Annotated in this window: 13 protein-coding genes; 3 read left to right on the top strand and 10 right to left on the bottom strand. The window is 72.0% G+C overall.

Features of this window, described 5'->3' with window-relative positions; all coding sequences use genetic code 11:
- Positions 1 to 3: 3 nt before the first annotated feature.
- On the bottom strand, positions 4 to 480 hold the full coding sequence (locus AMK19_RS28810; RefSeq protein WP_073816974.1) for a DUF948 domain-containing protein: 477 nt from the start codon (positions 478 to 480) through the stop codon (positions 4 to 6).
- A gap of 240 nt (positions 481 to 720) precedes the next feature.
- Between AMK19_RS28810 and AMK19_RS28815 the strand changes: the two genes are divergently transcribed.
- Entirely contained in the window at positions 721 to 2,787 is a 2,067-nt protein-coding gene (locus AMK19_RS28815; protein ID WP_143200457.1) for an ATP-binding protein, read from the top strand.
- An 83-nt stretch (positions 2,788 to 2,870) separates the two neighbouring features.
- Here AMK19_RS28815 and rpsD read toward each other — a convergent pair whose 3' ends face one another.
- The 7 genes from rpsD to AMK19_RS28850 all read right to left on the bottom strand — a co-directional run bounded on the left by rpsD (position 2,871) and on the right by AMK19_RS28850 (position 10,534).
- Positions 2,871 to 3,485, bottom strand: coding sequence for a 30S ribosomal protein S4 (gene rpsD / locus AMK19_RS28820; protein WP_035860039.1), 615 nt, complete (start codon positions 3,483 to 3,485; stop codon positions 2,871 to 2,873).
- Positions 3,486 to 3,792: 307 nt separating this feature from the next.
- Complete coding sequence (locus tag AMK19_RS28825) at positions 3,793 to 5,142, bottom strand: replication-associated recombination protein A (RefSeq protein ID WP_073816976.1); 1,350 nt, start codon at positions 5,140 to 5,142, stop codon at positions 3,793 to 3,795.
- Positions 5,143 to 5,192: 50 nt separating this feature from the next.
- The gene (gene ppk2 / locus AMK19_RS28830) at positions 5,193 to 5,981 is read right to left on the bottom strand and encodes a polyphosphate kinase 2 (RefSeq protein WP_073817310.1); all 789 of its coding nucleotides are present in this window, start codon (positions 5,979 to 5,981) and stop codon (positions 5,193 to 5,195) included.
- Between the two features lie 144 nt (positions 5,982 to 6,125).
- Positions 6,126 to 6,632: a GNAT family N-acetyltransferase gene (locus AMK19_RS28835; protein WP_073816979.1), complete on the bottom strand. Its 507-nt coding sequence runs from the start codon at positions 6,630 to 6,632 to the stop codon at positions 6,126 to 6,128.
- 133 nt (positions 6,633 to 6,765) lie between these two features.
- Positions 6,766 to 8,556, bottom strand: a complete 1,791-nt coding sequence (gene aspS, locus AMK19_RS28840; RefSeq protein ID WP_073816981.1) for an aspartate--tRNA ligase — start codon at positions 8,554 to 8,556, stop codon at positions 6,766 to 6,768.
- A complete protein-coding gene (gene hisS, locus AMK19_RS28845) occupies positions 8,553 to 9,815 on the bottom strand; it encodes a histidine--tRNA ligase (RefSeq protein WP_073816984.1) in 1,263 nt (420 codons plus the stop codon). The genes aspS and hisS overlap by 4 nt, the downstream gene beginning before the upstream one ends.
- Before the next feature lie 11 nt (positions 9,816 to 9,826).
- Complete coding sequence (locus AMK19_RS28850) at positions 9,827 to 10,534, bottom strand: MBL fold metallo-hydrolase (protein ID WP_073816986.1); 708 nt, start codon at positions 10,532 to 10,534, stop codon at positions 9,827 to 9,829.
- A gap of 225 nt (positions 10,535 to 10,759) precedes the next feature.
- Between AMK19_RS28850 and AMK19_RS28855 the strand changes: the two genes are divergently transcribed.
- Together AMK19_RS28855 and AMK19_RS28860 are read left to right on the top strand one after the other, a co-directional pair.
- Positions 10,760 to 11,527 (top strand): peptidylprolyl isomerase, encoded by a 768-nt coding sequence (locus tag AMK19_RS28855; RefSeq protein WP_073816989.1) that lies wholly within the window; start codon positions 10,760 to 10,762, stop codon positions 11,525 to 11,527.
- A 205-nt stretch (positions 11,528 to 11,732) separates the two neighbouring features.
- Entirely contained in the window at positions 11,733 to 12,962 is a 1,230-nt protein-coding gene (locus AMK19_RS28860) for a DUF349 domain-containing protein (RefSeq protein WP_073816991.1), read from the top strand.
- A gap of 62 nt (positions 12,963 to 13,024) precedes the next feature.
- On the opposite strand, the gene AMK19_RS28865 is transcribed toward AMK19_RS28860, so the two are convergent.
- Positions 13,025 to 13,801 (bottom strand): hypothetical protein, encoded by a 777-nt coding sequence (locus AMK19_RS28865; RefSeq protein WP_143200458.1) that lies wholly within the window; start codon positions 13,799 to 13,801, stop codon positions 13,025 to 13,027.
- 94 nt (positions 13,802 to 13,895) lie between these two features.
- Positions 13,896 to 16,187 (bottom strand): RelA/SpoT family protein, encoded by a 2,292-nt coding sequence (locus tag AMK19_RS28870; protein WP_073816994.1) that lies wholly within the window; start codon positions 16,185 to 16,187, stop codon positions 13,896 to 13,898.
- Positions 16,188 to 16,197 lie beyond the last annotated feature (10 nt).

The raw sequence follows: 16,197 nt of genomic DNA on the forward strand, positions 1-16,197 counted from the left end.
CGGTCAGCCCCTCACGGCCCGGCGGACCCGGGACAGCAGACCACCGCGCGGCGCGGTCGCCGCACGCACCTCGGCCCGGATCAGCCGGGCCAGCTCCTCGCGCTCGCCGCCCTGCGGCGGCACCGCGAGGCCCGTCTGCTGCCGGTTCACGGCCCGGCGCACGCCGTAGCTGAACGCGGCCAGCTTCACCAGCGGCCCGCCGACGGTGGCGGCCACCGTGGAGGACAGCGCCTTGGCGTCGGCCGCGGCGTCCTGCACGTTGGCGGTGATCTCGTCGACCCGCTCCAGCTGCTCGTGCGCGCTGCGGACGGCGGCGTTCGCGTCCTGCAGCAGCGGCACGGCCTGTTCGGTGACGGCGGCGACCAGGACGGTGGCCTCCCGCAGCACCTTCGACAGCCGGACCAGGACCACGGCGAGCAGGGTGACCAGGACCGCCCAGAAGACGGCGACCAGCAGCCCGGCCAGCTCTCCCACGGACACCTTCGCGCGCTCCCTCGCCTGTGAGTTTCCAGTATCGAAAACCTCGGTAGTGAACCCTACCGTGACTGCCGGTCGCTCCCCGACCGGATATGTCGCCCACCACTCCGCCCCGGGAACCGGTCGGATGTGCGAACACGGCGCGTAACCTACCGTCCGGTCACCTCGTTGGGGAGTTGGCTCGCTGGGCGCGGGCCCACCGGAGGAACGGGTTCACAGCGACGGGGGCGTCTCTTGGACAGCATGGCGGCAGCGTCTCGCGGGCCGGGCCGACTGCCCGCCGAGGTCACCGGCTTCGTCGGCCGGTCCGCCGAACTCGACGCCCTGGCCGAGCTGTTGGGCCGCTCCCGGCTGGTCACCGTGACCGGCCCGGGCGGGGTCGGCAAGTCCCGGCTGGCGCTGCGGGCCGCCTCCCGGCTGGCCGCCGGCTTCCCCGACGGCGTCCACCTCGCCGAACTCGGCCCGGTCCGGGACGCCGCGGCCCTCGGCCCCGCCGTCCTGGCCGCGCTGGGGCCCGCCGACGACGCCGCCCGGACGACGCTGGCCGGACGGCTCGCCGGCCGCCGCCTGCTGCTGGTGCTGGACGGCTGCGAGCACCTGGTCGACGCCTGCGCCGAACTGGTCGACGCCCTGCTGCGCGCCGCGCCCGGCCTGCGGGTGCTGGCCACCTCCCGGCAGTCGCTGCGCGCGGCCGGCGAGCACCTGCTGCCGCTGGCCCCGCTGCCGGTCGACCCGCCGGAGGGCCGGGCCGACTCGGAGGCGATGCTGCTGTTCGCCGACCGCGCCGCCGCCGTCCGTCCGGGCTTCCGCCTGGACGGCGCCGACCGCGCCGAGGTGTCCCTGCTCTGCCGCCGCCTGGACGGTCTCCCGCTGGCCCTGGAACTGGCCGCCGGCCGCCTGCGCGCGCTCTCCGTCGAACAGCTGCTGGCCCGCCTCGACGACCGCTTCCGGCTGCTCACCGGCGGCGGCCGGACCTCCCCCGCCCGGCACCGGACGATGCGCACCGCGATCGGCTGGAGCCACGAACTCTGCACCATGCAGGAACGTTTACTCTGGTCGCGCCTGTCGGTCTTCGCCGGCGGCTTCGACCTGGACGCCGCCGAGTACGTGTGCGGCGGCGAGGGCCTGGACCTCGACGACGTCCTCGAACTCCTCGAGTCGCTGGTCGACAAGTCCGTCCTGGAACGCCTCGACGGCGAACCCGCCCGGTTCCGGATGCTCGACACCGTGCGCGACTACGGCGCCCACTGGCTGCGGGCCGGCCACGACCACCGCCGGCTGCTGCGCCGCCACCGCGACTGGTACCTGTCCGTCGCCGCCTGGGGCGAGGTCGAATGGTTCGGCCCCGGGCAGGCCGAGACCGCCGAACGCACCCGGCTCGCCCACCCCGACCTGCGCGCCGCCCTGGAGTTCTCGCTCACCGAACCCGGCGAACAGCAGCTCGCCCTCACCCTGGCCGGCACCCTCTGGTACTTCTGGGCCGGCGCCGGCCGCCTCCGCGAGGGCCGCCGCTGGCTGGACCGCGCCCTCGCCCTCGCCCCCGAACCCACCGACGCCCGCGCCAAGGCCCTCTGGGTCACCGGTCACCTCGCCACCCTCCAGGGAGACCCGGCCCGGGCCCGCACCGCTCTCGCCGAGTCCCACCGCCAGGCCCTCGCCACCGGCGACCGGCGGGCCCTCGCCCACGCCGTCCACCGCCAGGGCTGCGCCGCCCTGATCGGCGACGACCCGGTCGGCGCCGCCGCCCTCCTCGAACAGGCCCTGCGGCACTACACCGCCCTCGGCGACCTCGACTCCCACGTCCTGCTCGCCATGGCCGACCTCGCCCTCGCCCACCTCGTCCTCGACGACCGGCCGAACAGCGCCGCCTGGGCCCAACGCGCCCGCGCACACTGCGAACAGCACGGCGAGCGGTGGGCCCACGGCTACTGCCTGTACGCGATGGCCCGGGCCGGCCACCGGTCCGGCGAACCCCTCGCCGCCCGCGGCCTCGCCCGCGAGTCGCTCCGCCTCACCCACCCGCTGCGCGACCCGCTCGGCATCGCCCTCGCCATGGACCTGCTCGCCCTGCTCGCCACCGAGGACCCCGACCCCGACCCGTACGAGGCCCGCGTCCTCCAGGGCGCCGCCCACCGCCTCCGGACGGCCGCCGGCACCCCCTTCACCGGCTCCCGCACCCTCCACGGGCCCCACCACACCTGCACCCGCCGCACCCGCGCCGCACTCACCGACCACCAGTACGACGAAGCCTTCCGCCTCGGCGCCCGCCTCGACCTGGACACCGCCGTCCACCGCGCCCTCGGTGCCTGAACCGGCCGCAGGCGCCCGAACCGGCCCGGAAAACGGGAAACGCCCCCGCGGTCCGAGGACCGAGGGGGCGTTCCGCTCGCGGGTCAGCGCGAGTAGTACTCGACGACCAGCTGCTCGTCGCAGACGACCGGAACCTCGCGGCGCTGCGGCGCGCGGTCCAGACGGAAGGCCAGGGCCTTCAGGTTGACCTCGAGGTACTTCGGGGTCTGGCCCTCGCCGGCGTTGCCACCCTCGCGAGCCACCTGGAAGGGGACCTTCTCCTTGGACTTTTCCTTCACCGTGACGACGTAGCCCGGCTTCATCTGGAACGACGGCTTGTTGACCTTCGAGCCGTTGACCTCGATGTGACCGTGCACGACCATCTGGCGGGCCTGGTAGATAGTGCGGGCGATGCCCGAACGCAGAACCAGGGCGTCGAGGCGGACCTCCAGCAGGGCGACGAGCGCCTCACCGGTCTTGCCCTCGACCTTCTTGGCGGCCTCGAAGGCACGCGCCATCTGCTTCTCGCTGAGGTCGTACTGCGCGCGCAGACGCTGCTTCTCGGTCAGACGGACCTTGTAGTCAGAGTTCTGCTTGCGGCCACGGCCGTGCTGGCCGGGCGGGTACGGGCGGGCCTCGAAGTACTTGACGGACTTCGGGGTCAGCGGAACGCCGAGAGCACGGGCGATCTTGACCTTGGGGCGCTTCTGGTTCGCCATGTTTCCTTTTCCTGTTCAGATACGGCTGTCACCAGGTGTTGACGGAGGACGCTTCTCGCGGCCCGGAGAAAAACCGTCCGTCGCCGGATGGTCAGCCGCTCTCCGCGACCGGGCACTATGTGCTTGTACACGAGAGGCCCACCGACCCGGAAAAGGTGGTGGGCTGCCCGCGACACCGAAGGCCGGTGCGCGCCGCTCCTGGAGAACTCCCTTGCGGGAGGCCTCCGTTGGTTGCCCCGCTGGTGCGGCCGGTCGTTCCTCGCGGAACCCCGGACCCGGGACACACTGCGGACAGTCTACAGGCAGTTCATTCGCCCTTGAGCCGGGCCCTGGTCCACTCCGCGATCTCCGCGTACCGGGCCTCGCCCCCGCGCCTGGTCGGCCGGTAGTACTCCTTGCCGTGCACCGCGTCCGGCGCGTACTGCTGCGCGGCGATGCCCTCCGGCAGGTCGTGCGGGTACTGGTAGCCCTTCCCGTGGCCGAGCTTCTTCGCCCCGCCGTAGTGCGCGTCCCGCAGGTGCGCCGGCACCGCGCCCGCCAGCCCCTGCCGGACGTCCGCCAGCGCGGCGTCGATCGCCAGGTACGCGGCGTTCGACTTCGGCGCCAGCGCCAGCGCGATCGCCGCCTGCGACAGGATGATCCGCGCCTCCGGGAACCCGATCAGCGCGACCGCCTGCGCCGCCGCCACCGCCGTCGACAGCGCCGTCGGGTCGGCCAGGCCGATGTCCTCGCTGGCCGAGATCATCAGCCGCCGGGCGATGAACCGCGGGTCCTCCCCCGCCTCGATCATCCGCGCCAGGTAGTGCAGCGTGGCGTCCACGTCACTGCCCCGGATCGACTTGATCAGCGCGCTCGCCACGTCGTAGTGCTGGTCGCCGTCCCGGTCGTACCGCACCGCCGCCTGGTTCACCGCCGTCTCGGTCGCCGCGAGCGTCAGCACGCGCTCGCCCTGCTCCAGCGCCGCCCCCGCCGCCGCCTCCAGCATGGTCAGCGCCCGCCGGGCGTCGCCCCCGGCCATCCGCACCAGGTGGTCCTCGGCCTCCTCGCCCAGCTCCACGCTCCCGCCGAGCCCCCGCTCGTCGACGGTCGCCCGGCGCAGCAGCGTCCGGATGTCCTCGTCGGTCAGCGACTCCAGCGTCAGCAGCAGCGAACGCGACAGCAGCGGCGAGATGATCGAGAAGTACGGGTTCTCGGTGGTCGCCGCGATCAGCGTCACCCAGCGGTTCTCCACGGCGGGCAGCAGCGAGTCCTGCTGCGCCTTCGAGAACCGGTGGATCTCGTCCAGGAACAGCACCGTCTCCCGCCCGGTCATCCCGACCGCCCGCCGGGCGCCGTCGATCACCGCGCGGACTTCCTTCACGCCGTGGCTGATCGCCGAGAGTTCGACGAACCGCCCCTCCACCGCCCGGCTGATCACATGCGCCAGCGTGGTCTTCCCCGTCCCCGGCGGCCCCCACAGGATCACCGAGCTCGTCGCGGCCGGCCCCTTCGCCCCCGCGACCAGCCTGCGCAGCGGCGACCCCTCCTTCAACAGCTGCTGCTGCCCGGCCACTTCGTCCAGGGTCCGCGGCCGCATCCGCACCGCGAGCGGGGCGCGCCCCGGCTCGGTGCTCTGGCGTTCCTCGGCTGCATGCGTGAAAAGGTCGGGCTCGTCCACGGAACGCAACCCTATGCGAAACGGGCGCGAAGACAGCGGCCGCCGGTTCGCTACTTCGCGAGCAGCGTCGCCGCGTGGTCGAACACGTACTTCTGGAGGTCCCGCGGCGGCCGCTGGTACCCCCGCGGCTCCGGCCGCGGCGGCAGCGTGATCGCCGGTCGGACCACCTCGTGGTACGCGACGGTCGAGAGCAGGTGCGCGATCATGTTGAGCCGGGCCCGCCGCTTGTCGTCGCTGTCGACCACGTTCCACGGCGATTCCGGGATGTCGGTGTAGACGAACATCTCGTCCTTCGCCCGCGAGTAGTCCTCCCACCGGGTGATCGACTCGACGTCCATCGGCGAGAGCTTCCACTGCCGCATCGGATCGTCGAGCCGGTCCCGGAAGCGCCGCTCCTGCTCGACGTCGCTGACCGAGAACCAGTACTTCCGCAGCAGGATCCCCGCCTCGATGAGCATCCGCTCGAAGGTGGGGCACTGGTGCAGGAACTGCCAGTACTCCTCGTCCGTGCAGAAGCCCATCACCTTCTCCACGCCCGCCCGGTTGTACCAGGACCGGTCGAAGAGGACCATCTCCCCCGCCGCCGGAAGCTGCTCGACGTAGCGCTGGAAGTACCACTGCCCGCGCTGGCGTTCGGTCGGGGCGGGGAGCGCCGCGATCCTCGCGGTGCGCGGGTTCAGGTACTCGGTGACGCGCTTGATCACCCCGCCCTTGCCGGCGGCGTCCCGGCCTTCGAAGATCACGACCATCCGGACGCCCTCGACGCGCACCCATTCCTGCATCTTGACCAGCTCCTGCTGGAGCCGGAGCAGTTCGGGTTCGTAGATCCGCTTGGGCATGCGCTGGGCGCGCTTGGCGCCGCCGCTCTTCTTGCCGCGCTTGGGGTCCGCCACTTCGCACACCTTCCGATCACCGTACAGATGATGATCGCTCAGGCTAGTGGCCGCCGGTGGTCCCCGCAGGTCGGCCGGCGGCCACTCGCGTCAGAGTTCGGTGAACGGCGCGGGGTAGCGGCACGCGCCGTGCGGGACGCCGTCCGCGCCGGGCAGCGGAAGCGCCTGGAAGTACGTGTCGGGGACGTCGAACGGGCCGGTGATGCGGTGCCCGGAGGCGGGCGCGAAGCCGAACCGGCCGTAGTAGCCGGGGTCGCCGAGGACCACCACGACGCGCTCGCCGGCCTCCGCGGCGGCGGTGAGCGCCGCGCGCACCACGGCGGTGCCGACGCCCTTGCGCTGCCATTCGGGGGCGACGGCGACGGGCGCGAGGGCGAGCCCCTTGCCGTTGCCGATCCGCAGCCGGGTGAGCAGGGCGTGGCCGATGACGACCTCGCGGTCGTCGACGGCGACCACGGAGAGTTCCGGCAGGAAGGCGGAGTCGCGGCGCAGCGCGTCCACCAGGTCCGCCTCTTCGGGGCCTGGGAAGGCCGCCATGTGGACGCGCCGGGTCTCGGCGGTGTCGGTGGGGAGTTCGACTCTGGTTCGTACGGTCATCCTTGACCCTTCTTGCGCCCTGCACCCCGTTGTGCAGCGATCCGGCCCCGGGCGGTGCGAGCCTACTCCTGGTAGGCGCGCACCGACCGGGGCCGGAACGAATCGTGATCTACCGTCAGTTACTGACGGGTTGTCAGGCGGTGGTCTCGGCCTCCGCCTTGGCCGCGTCCTTGGACTTCGGCTTGGCGTCCACGCCGGCCTCCCGGCGCTGGGCCGGGGTGATCGGGGTGGGGGCGCCGGTCAGCGGGTCGCCACCGGTGGACGTCTTCGGGAAGGCGATGACGTCCCGGATGGTGTCGTAGCCGCCGAGCAGGGTGACCACGCGGTCCAGGCCGAGCGCGATGCCGCCGTGCGGCGGCGGGCCGTAGTTGAAGGCGTCCAGCAGGAAGCCGAACTGCGAGGCCGCCTCCTCCTCGGAGAGGCCGATCGCGTCGAACGCCCGCTTCTGCACGTCGCGCTGGTGGATACGGATCGAACCGCCGCCCAGCTCCGAGCCGTTGAGCACCAGGTCGTACGCGTTGGAGAGCGCGCTGCCCGGGTCGGTGTCGAAGGTGGCGAGCGACTCGGCGGTCGGCGCGGTGAACGGGTGGTGCACCGCGTGCCAGCCCTGGAACTCGCCCTTGTCGTCCTCGATGGGCTCGAACATCGGGAAGTCCACGACCCAGAGGAAGGCCCACTGGGACTCGTCGATCAGCTTGCAGCGGCGGCCGATCTCCAGGCGGGCCGCGCCGAGCAGCTCCTGCGAGGCGGTCTTCTTGCCGGCCGCGAAGAACACCGCGTCGCCGGGCTTGGCGCCGGCGGCGGCGGCCAGGCCGGCCAGGTGCTCCTCGGACAGGTTCTTGGCGACCGGGCCGCGCAGCTCGCCGGTCTCGGCGTCCACCAGGACGTACGCGAGGCCGCGGGCGCCGCGGGCCTTCGCCCAGTCCTGCCAGGCGTCGAGCTGCTTGCGGGGCTGCGAGGCGCCGCCGGGCATGACGACCGCGCCGACGTACGGGGCCTGGAAGACCCGGAACTCGGTGCCCTTGAAGTACTCGGTGAGGTCGGTGAGTTCCTGGCCGAAGCGGACGTCCGGCTTGTCGGAGCCGTAGCGGGACATCGCGTCCGCGTACGTCATCCGCGGCAGCGGGTTGGGGATCTCGTACCCGTGCACCTCGCGCCAGATCGCGGCGATGATCTTCTCGCCGAGCGCCAGGATGTCCTCCTGGTCGACGAACGAGGCCTCGATGTCCAGCTGGGTGAACTCCGGCTGCCGGTCGGCGCGGAAGTCCTCGTCGCGGAAGCAGCGGGCGATCTGGTAGTAGCGCTCCATGCCGGCGACCATCAGCAGCTGCTTGAACAGCTGCGGGGACTGCGGCAGCGCGTACCAGTGGCCGGGCTGGAGGCGGACCGGGACCAGGAAGTCGCGGGCGCCCTCGGGGGTGGAGCGGGTCAGGTACGGCGTCTCGATGTCGAGGTAGTCGTTCTCCTCCATCACCGTGCGGATGATGTGGTTGACCTTCGAGCGCAGCCGCAGCGCGCGGGCCGGGCCCTCGCGGCGCAGGTCGAGGTAGCGGTAGCGGAGCCGCACCTCCTCGTTGACCGACCCGGGCTCGTACTCCGCGACCTGGAACGGCAGCGGCGCGGCCTCGGACAGCACCTCGATGGACTCGACGACGACCTCGACGGCGCCGGTCGGGATGTCCGGGTTCTCGTTGCCCTCGGGGCGGACCCGGACGTCGCCGATCACCTTCACGCAGTACTCGGAGCGCAGCCCGTGCACCGACTCCAGGTCGCGGACCACGACCTGCACGGTGCCGGAGGCGTCGCGCAGGTCGATGAAGGCCACGCCGCCGTGGTCACGGCGGCGGGCCACCCAGCCGGCCAGGGTGACGGTGGTGCCGGCGTGCTCCGGTCGGAGCGTGCCCGCGTCGTGCGTGCGGATCACAGCTGCTTCTCCTTCAGGGTGGTGACGAGCGCGTCGAGAGCGACGGGGGTCTGCTCGCCGGTGGTCATGTCCTTGAGCTGGACCACGCCGTCGGCGAGGTCCCGGTCGCCGGCGATCACGGCGAACCGGGCGCCGGATCGGTCCGCCGACTTCATGGCGTTCTTGATGCCCTTGACGCCGAACGCGAGGTCGGTGGCCACACCGGCCCGGCGCAGCTCCACCGTGGTGGAGAACAGGATGTTCTTCGCCTCTTCGCTCAGTGCGACGGCGTACACCTCGGTGGTCGCGGGCAGGTCGAGGGCGATGCCCTCCGCCTCCAGCGCCAGGAAGGTGCGGTCCACGCCGAGTGCCCAGCCGACCGAGGGCAGTGCCGGTCCGCCGATCATCTCGGACAGGCCGTCGTACCGGCCGCCGCCGCCGATCGCGGACTGGGCGCCGAGGCCGTTGTGCACGAACTCGAACGTGGTGCGGGTGTAGTAGTCCAGACCGCGGACCAGCTTCGGGTCGTCGACGAACGCGACCCCGGCCGACGTGAGCAGTTCCCGGACCTTCTCGTCGTACGCCTTGCAGTCCTCGCAGAGGAAGTCCCGCAGCATGGGGGCGTCGGTGAGCTGGGCCTGCACCGACTCGCGCTTGTCGTCCAGCACGCGCAGCGGGTTGATCTCGGCGCGCCGGCGGGTGTCCTCGTCCAGGTCGAGACCGGACAGGAACTCGATCAGCGCGGCGCGGTAGACCGGGCGGCACTGCTTGTCGCCGAGGCTGTTGAGCAGCAGCGAGTAGTTCGACAGCCCGAGCGAGCGGAACGCGTCGTCGGCGAGGATGATCAGCTCGGCGTCCAGCGCCGGGTCCTCCGCGCCGATGGCCTCCGCGCCGACCTGCGAGAACTGGCGGTACCGGCCCTTCTGCGCCCGCTCGTAGCGGTAGTAGTTGCCCGAGTACCAGAGCTTGACCGGCAGGTTCCCCTGCTTGTGCAGGTTCGCCTGGAGGGCGGCGCGCAGCACGGAGGCGGTGCCCTCGGGGCGCAGCGCGAGCTCGTCGCCGCCGCGGGTGGTCAGGTTGTACATCTCCTTGGTGACGATGTCGGTGGACTCGCCGACGCCGCGGGAGAAGAGCTTCACGTCCTCGAAGACCGGGGTCTCGATGTAGCCGTAGCCGGCCCGGCGCGCGGGGGCGGCGATCGCCTCGCGGATCGCCAGGAAGGTCGCCGAACTGGGCGGCAGCAGGTCGTAGGTGCCCTTGGGGGCGGTGAAGGTGCTCAACTTCTCTTCCGTCACATTCCTCGTCGCGGGAAGGCCGGGGCGCCGACCGCCCCCGCTGCCTGCTGGAGGTAGGGGTTGGTGGCGCGCTCTCGGCCGATGGTGGTCTGGGAGCCGTGGCCGGAGAGCACCACGGTCGCGTCGTCGAGGGGCAGGCACACCCGGGCCAGCGAGCGCATGATCGCTCCGCTGTCTCCGCCCGGGAGGTCGGTACGCCCGATGGAGCCGGCGAACAGCAGGTCGCCCGAGAACAGCACCGGAGGGATGTCCGCTGCGGCGGGCGTCCTGAACGTCACCGACCCCTTGGTATGGCCGGGCGCATGGTCGACGGTGAGCTGCAGGCCGGCCAGTTCGAGCACGGCGCCGTCGGTCAACTCGCGGACGTCGTCCGGTTCTCCGACGGTGAGGGAGCCCATCAGCTGCCGGCCGAGGGAGCGGCCGAGGGCCTTCTCGGGGTCGGCCATCATGTACCGGTCCTCGGGGTGGATCCAGGCCGGGACGCCGGTGGCTCCGCAGACCGGGACCACCGAGGCGACGTGGTCGATGTGCCCGTGGGTGAGCAGGACCGCGACCGGCTTGAGGCGGTGCTCGCGGATCAACTCCTCGACGCCGCTTGCCGCTTCGTGCCCGGGGTCGACGATCACGCACTCCTCACCGGCGGCGGGAGCGACCAGGTAGCAGTTGGTGCCCCAGGCTCCGGCAGGGAATCCGGCGACGAACACGCGAGTCCTTCGTTTCATGCGGTGGCGGTCTTCTTTCCCCCGCAGCCTACCGGCGGCACGGGGCAGCGGGCGAACCGGTTCCCGCGCGCGTTCAGGCCTTTCTCATGTGGCGTTGATCCCGAGCTGACGCGCAGGGTCCCTACACTTGGCCGCCGACGGGTGCGAGGATGCGCACACGACAACGACAACTCCCCAGGTCCCACAGCGCAGTAGGAGACACACCCGGTGGTCAGCAGCGAACAGCGTCGGCGGGAACTCGCCCGCGAGAAGTACAAGCGCCAGATGGACGCGCGCGTCGAGGCGGCGGCGAAGCGCAGGAAGCGCAACACGCTGGTCGGCGGGATCGCGGCCGTGGTGGCGCTGGCGGGCATCGGCGCGCTGGCGACCGGCTGCTCGTTCTCGGACGACAAGAAGGACGACAAGAAGGCCGCCGCCGCGCCGACCCCGTCCCCGTCGAAGAGCGGCAAGTACGCGGCCGAGCCGCCCATGTCGATCGACGCCAAGGCGTCGTACACGGCGTCGATGGACACCTCGGCGGGCAAGGTGACCTTCACGCTGGACGCGGCGAAGGCCCCGCACACCGTCAACTCCTTCGTGTTCCTGGCCGGTGACCACTTCTGGGACAACACCAAGTGCCACCGCCTCACCACCGAGGGCATTTTCGTGCTGCAGTGCGGCGACCCGACGGGCACCGGCTCCGGCGGCCCGGGCTACGAGATCCCCGACGAGAACCTGACCGGCGCGACCTACCCGGCGGGCACCGTGGCGATGGCCAACGCCGGCCCGAACACCAACGGCAGCCAGTTCTTCCTGGTCTACAAGGACACCCAGCTGCCGCCCAACTACACGCCGTTCGGCAAGATCACCGGCGGCCTGGACGTGCTGCAGAAGGTCGCCGCCGCCGGCGTGACGCCCGGCGCGACCGGCAGCACGACGGACGGCGCCCCGGCCACCCCGGTCAACGTCGCGGCCATCACCGCCGCCAAGGGCTGACCCGCCGCGAAAATCGACCAGTGCCGGATGCGGACAGCACCGGCGCTGGTCGCCTATGTTGCTGTTGTATAGGGTGCCCAGACCGTCGGCCGTCACCCTCGGCACGACAACGACGGCTCGGGACGGCGGGCTTCATCGGTCCGCCGCACATCAACTGTGGACGACGCCAACGCCCGTGGGCGCGGTGTCATGTGGAGGAGGCGCTGTGAGCAGCGATCCGTGGGGCCGTGTCGACGAGCAGGGGAACGTCTACGTGAGGACGGCCGACGGCGAACGCCAGGTCGGCTCCTGGCAGGCCGGCTCCCCCGAGGAGGCCCTCGCCTACTTCGAGCGCAAGTTCCAGGGCCTGGAGGCGGAGACCGCGCTCCTGGAGCACCGGGTCCGCAAGACCGACCTGGCCGCCAAGGAGGCGCAGACCGCGCTGGAGCACCTGCGCGCGCAGGTCACCGAGGCGCACGCGGTCGGCGACCTGGCCGCGCTGGCCAAGCGCCTGGACACGCTGGCCGGGGAGATCGAGACCCGCCAGACCGAGCGCAAGGCCGCCCGGGCCAAGGCCCAGGAGGAGACCCGCGCCGCCAAGGAAGCGCTGGTCGCCGAGGCCGAGCAGCTCGCCGAGTCCAACCAGTGGCGGGAGGCCGGCGACCGGCTGCGCGCCCTGGTCGACAACTGGAAGGCGCTGCCGCGCCTGGACCGCAAGAGCGACGACGAGCTGTGGCACCGCTTCTCGCACGCCCGCTCGGTGTTCTCGAAGCACCGCAAGGCGCACTTCGCGGCGCTGGACTCGGAGCGCGACCAGGCCCGCGCGGTCAAGGAGAAGCTGGTCGCCGAGGCCGAGCAGCTCGCCGACTCCACCGACTGGGGCCCGACCGCGGCCGCCTACCGGGATCTGATGACCCGATGGAAGGCCGCCGGCCGCGCCCAGCGCGAGGCGGAGGAGGAGCTGTGGGCCCGCTTCCGCGGCGCCCAGGACGTCTTCTTCCAGGCCCGGTCCGCCACGTTCTCCGAGCGTGACGCCGAGCAGGCCGAGAACCAGAAGGCCAAGGAGGAGCTGCTGGTCGAGGCCGAGGCGATCCTGCCGATCACCGACCTGAGGGCCGCCAAGGCCGCGCTGCGCGAGGTCTCGGAGCGCTGGGAGGCGATCGGTCACGTCCCGCGCGACGCCCGTCCGAAGCTGGACGGTCGGCTGGGCACGGTGGAGCGCGCCGTCCGCGAGGCCGAGGAGGCCGAGTGGCAGCGTTCCAACCCGGAGGCCCGCGCCCGCGCCACCGGCATGACCACGCTGCTGCAGTCCGCCGTCGACAAGCTGCAGTCGGACCTGGACAAGGCCCGCGCGACCGGCAACGCGTCGAGGGCCGCCAAGCTGGAGGCCGAGCTGGCCGGCCGTCAGGCGCTGCTCGACCAGGCGCAGAAGTCGCTGCAGGAGTTCACCTCCTGAGGTGACGTCAGCGAAGGGCCCGGTCGCCGTGGAGGCGGCCGGGCCCTTCGTCGTCCGGGCGCTCAGACGGTGGTCGGGCTGGCCTCGGGCTGGATCTGGTCGATGTCCACGCTCTGGTCCGGGCCGGGGGTGGCGGACGGCACGGGGGTGCCGAATTCGCTGAAGTCGACGGTTCCCGCCTCCTGTTCCAGTCGCAGCGGCACCGGCTGCCCGTCGGTGGCCACGTACAGGGTGACGGTGGTGCCGCCGTCGGTGGTGCGGCTGAGGGCGACGGCCGGGCGGCCCTGGACGGTGCTGGTGGCGCCCTTGGTCAGGTCGTCGGCGGCGCCGAGCTGGTCGGCGAGCGAGCCGAGGTCGCACAGGCCGGTGACCTCGCCGAAGTCGGGGTCGTCGCTGGTGGTCTTCAGGTACCGGTCGCCGACCGCGTCGGCCATCGCGGAGCCGCCGTGGTTCTGCCAGAACGCCTGGTCGGGCTTGATCCACAGCTGCTGGCCGGCCTTGACCACCTGGAGGCCGCCGACGTCGCTCTCGCTGAGCGTGCCGGTGCAGTTGCCGTCGAGGTCCAGGCGCAGGTCCATGGTGATCGGCGCTCCGCCGCCGGCGACCGTGCCGACCGCCCGGACCGAGCGGGCGTCCCGGAGCGCCTGGGCGGAGCGTTGCAGGATCTCGGCGGGCTGCTGGGCCGCCGCGCCGTTGTCGGGGCCGGGCGCGGAGCTTGCGGCGGTCGTGGTACCGGCCGCCCGGGTGCCTGCGGCGCCCGGGCCGGTGGGGTGGCCGGAGCCGCCGCAGCCGGCCGTCAGCGCCACCACGGCCGCCGCCGCGCCCGCCACTGCCGTCATCGTCCGAGTCGTGTGCACGGTGCCTCCGGATATCAGCGGGCCGCCCCCACCCGGCCAGTGTCGGCGGGGTGGGGGCGGCCTGCACCCGGAAGTGCTACTTGTTGCGCGCGGAGGTGACCCGGTACACGTCGTAGACGCCTTCGACGCCGCGCACCGCCTTCAGCACGTGGCCGAGGTGCTTGGGGTCGCCCATCTCGAAGGTGAACCGGCTCATCGCGACCCGGTCGCGGGAGGTCTGCACCGCCGCGGACAGGATGTTGACGTGCTGGTCGGAGAGCACCCGGGTGACGTCGGACAGCAGCCGGGAGCGGTCCAGCGCCTCGACCTGGATGGCCACCAGGAAGACCGAGGACTGGGTGGCCGCCCACTCCACGTCGATGATCCGCTCGGGCTGCTGCTGCAGGGACTCCACGTTGACGCAGTCCGCGCGGTGCACCGAGACGCCGTTGCCGCGGGTGACGAAGCCGACGATCGGGTCGCCGGGCACCGGCGTGCAGCAGCGTGCCAGCTTCACCCACAGGTCGTCGACGCCCTTGACGATGATGCCCGGGTCGCCCTTGGCCCGGCGGCGCATCGAGCGCGGCTGGTGCGACGGCGTGGCGGTCTCGGCGAGGTCCTCGACCGCGCCGTCCTCGCCGCCCATCGCCTGGACCAGCTTCTGCACGATCGCCGCCGCGGCGACGTGGCCCTCGCCGATCGCCGCGTACAGCGAGGAGATGTCCGGGTAGCGCATCTCGTGGGCGAGCGTGACCAGCGAGTCCCCGGTGAGGATCCGCTGGATCGGCAGGCCCTGCTTGCGCATCGCCCGGGCGATCGCCTCCTTGCCCTGCTCGATCGCCTCCTCGCGGCGCTCCTTGGAGAACCAGGCGCGGATCTTGTTGCGGGCCCGCGGCGACTTGACGAAGCTCAGCCAGTCCCGGGACGGGCCGGCGTTCTCCGCCTTGGAGGTGAACACCTCGACGGTGTCGCCGTTCTCCAGCGTCGACTCCAGCGGCACCAGGCGGCCGTTCACCCGGGCGCCGATGCACCGGTAGCCGACCTCGGTGTGCACCGCGAACGCGAAGTCCACCGGGGTGGCCTTCGCGGGCAGCGCTATCACGTCGCCCTTCGGGGTGAAGACGAAGACCTCGTTGCTGGACAGGTCGAAGCGCAGCGACTCCAGGAACTCGCTCGGGTCCTCGGTCTCCTTCTGCCAGTCCAGCAGCTGCCGCAGCCAGGCCATCTCGTTGACCGCGTCGGCCTTGTCGTGCTGCCGCTTGTGCGTCGGGGTGTCGGTGCGCACCTTGGACGCGCCGGCCACCGCCCGCTGCTTGTACTTCCAGTGCGCGGCGATGCCGTACTCGGCGCGGCGGTGCATGTCGAAGGTGCGGATCTGCAGTTCGACGGGCTTGCCGCCCGGACCGATCACCGTGGTGTGCAGCGACTGGTACATGTTGAACTTGGGCATCGCGATGTAGTCCTTGAACCGCCCCGGCACCGGGTTCCACCGCGCGTGGATGGTGCCCAGCGCCGCGTAGCAGTCGCGGACGGTGTCGACCAGGACCCGGATGCCCACCAGGTCGTAGATCTCGGCGAAGTCCCGGCCCCGGACGATCATCTTCTGGTAGACCGAGTAGTAGTGCTTCGGCCGGCCCGTCACCTGCGCGGTGATCCGCGCCCCGCGCAGGTCGCCCTGCACCTGGTCGATGACGGTCGCCAGGTACTCGTCGCGCTTCGGGGCGCGCTCGGCCACCAGCCGGACGATCTCGTCGTACATCTTGGGGTAGAGGATGGCGAACGCCAGGTCCTCCAGCTCCCACTTGATGGTGTTCATGCCCAGCCGGTGCGCCAGCGGGGCGTAGATCTCCAGCGTCTCGCGGGCCTTCTTCTCCTGCTTCTCCCGCTTCAGGTAGCGCATGGTGCGCATGTTGTGCAGGCGGTCGGCGAGCTTGATCACCAGGACCCGCGGGTCCTTGGCCATCGCGACGACCATCTTGCGGACGGTCTCCGCCTGCGCCGCCTCGCCGAACTTGACCCGGTCCAGCTTGGTGACGCCGTCGACCAGCAGCGCCACCGAGTCGCCGAAGTCGTGCCGCAGCGTCTCCAGGCCGTAGTCGGTGTCCTCGACGGTGTCGTGCAGCAGGCCCGCCATCAGCGTCGGCGCGTCCATGCCCAGCTCGGCCAGGATGGTCGCCACCGCCAGCGGGTGGGTGATGTACGGGTCGCCGCTCTTGCGCTTCTGCCCGCGGTGCCACTTCTCGGCCACCGCGTACGCGCGCTCGATGTCCTTGAGCAGGGCCGGGTCGGCCTTGGGGTCATTGGCCCGGATGGTCCGGAACAGCGGCTCCAGCACCGGGTTGACCATCGAACTGCGCTGTCCGCCCAGCCGAGCGAGGCGAGCGCGCATCCCGCCGGGC

The organism is Kitasatospora sp. CB01950, from assembly GCF_001905465.1.
GTDB lineage: Bacteria > Actinomycetota > Actinomycetes > Streptomycetales > Streptomycetaceae > Kitasatospora.

What these genes read in the sequence shown, in the direction of transcription:
- AMK19_RS28815 (WP_143200457.1), top strand. Translation starts at nt 721, where the DNA reads ATGGCGGCAGCGTCTCGCGGGCCGGGCCGACTGCCCGCCGAGGTCACC.
- rpsD (WP_035860039.1), bottom strand. Translation starts at nt 3,485, where the DNA reads ATGGCGAACCAGAAGCGCCCCAAGGTCAAGATCGCCCGTGCTCTCGGC.
- ppk2 (WP_073817310.1), bottom strand. Translation starts at nt 5,981, where the DNA reads ATGCCCAAGCGGATCTACGAACCCGAACTGCTCCGGCTCCAGCAGGAG.
- AMK19_RS28835 (WP_073816979.1), bottom strand. Translation starts at nt 6,632, where the DNA reads ATGACCGTACGAACCAGAGTCGAACTCCCCACCGACACCGCCGAGACC.
- AMK19_RS28865 (WP_143200458.1), bottom strand. Translation starts at nt 13,801, where the DNA reads ATGACGGCAGTGGCGGGCGCGGCGGCGGCCGTGGTGGCGCTGACGGCC.
- AMK19_RS28870 (WP_073816994.1), bottom strand. Translation starts at nt 16,187, where the DNA reads ATGCGCGCTCGCCTCGCTCGGCTGGGCGGACAGCGCAGTTCGATGGTC.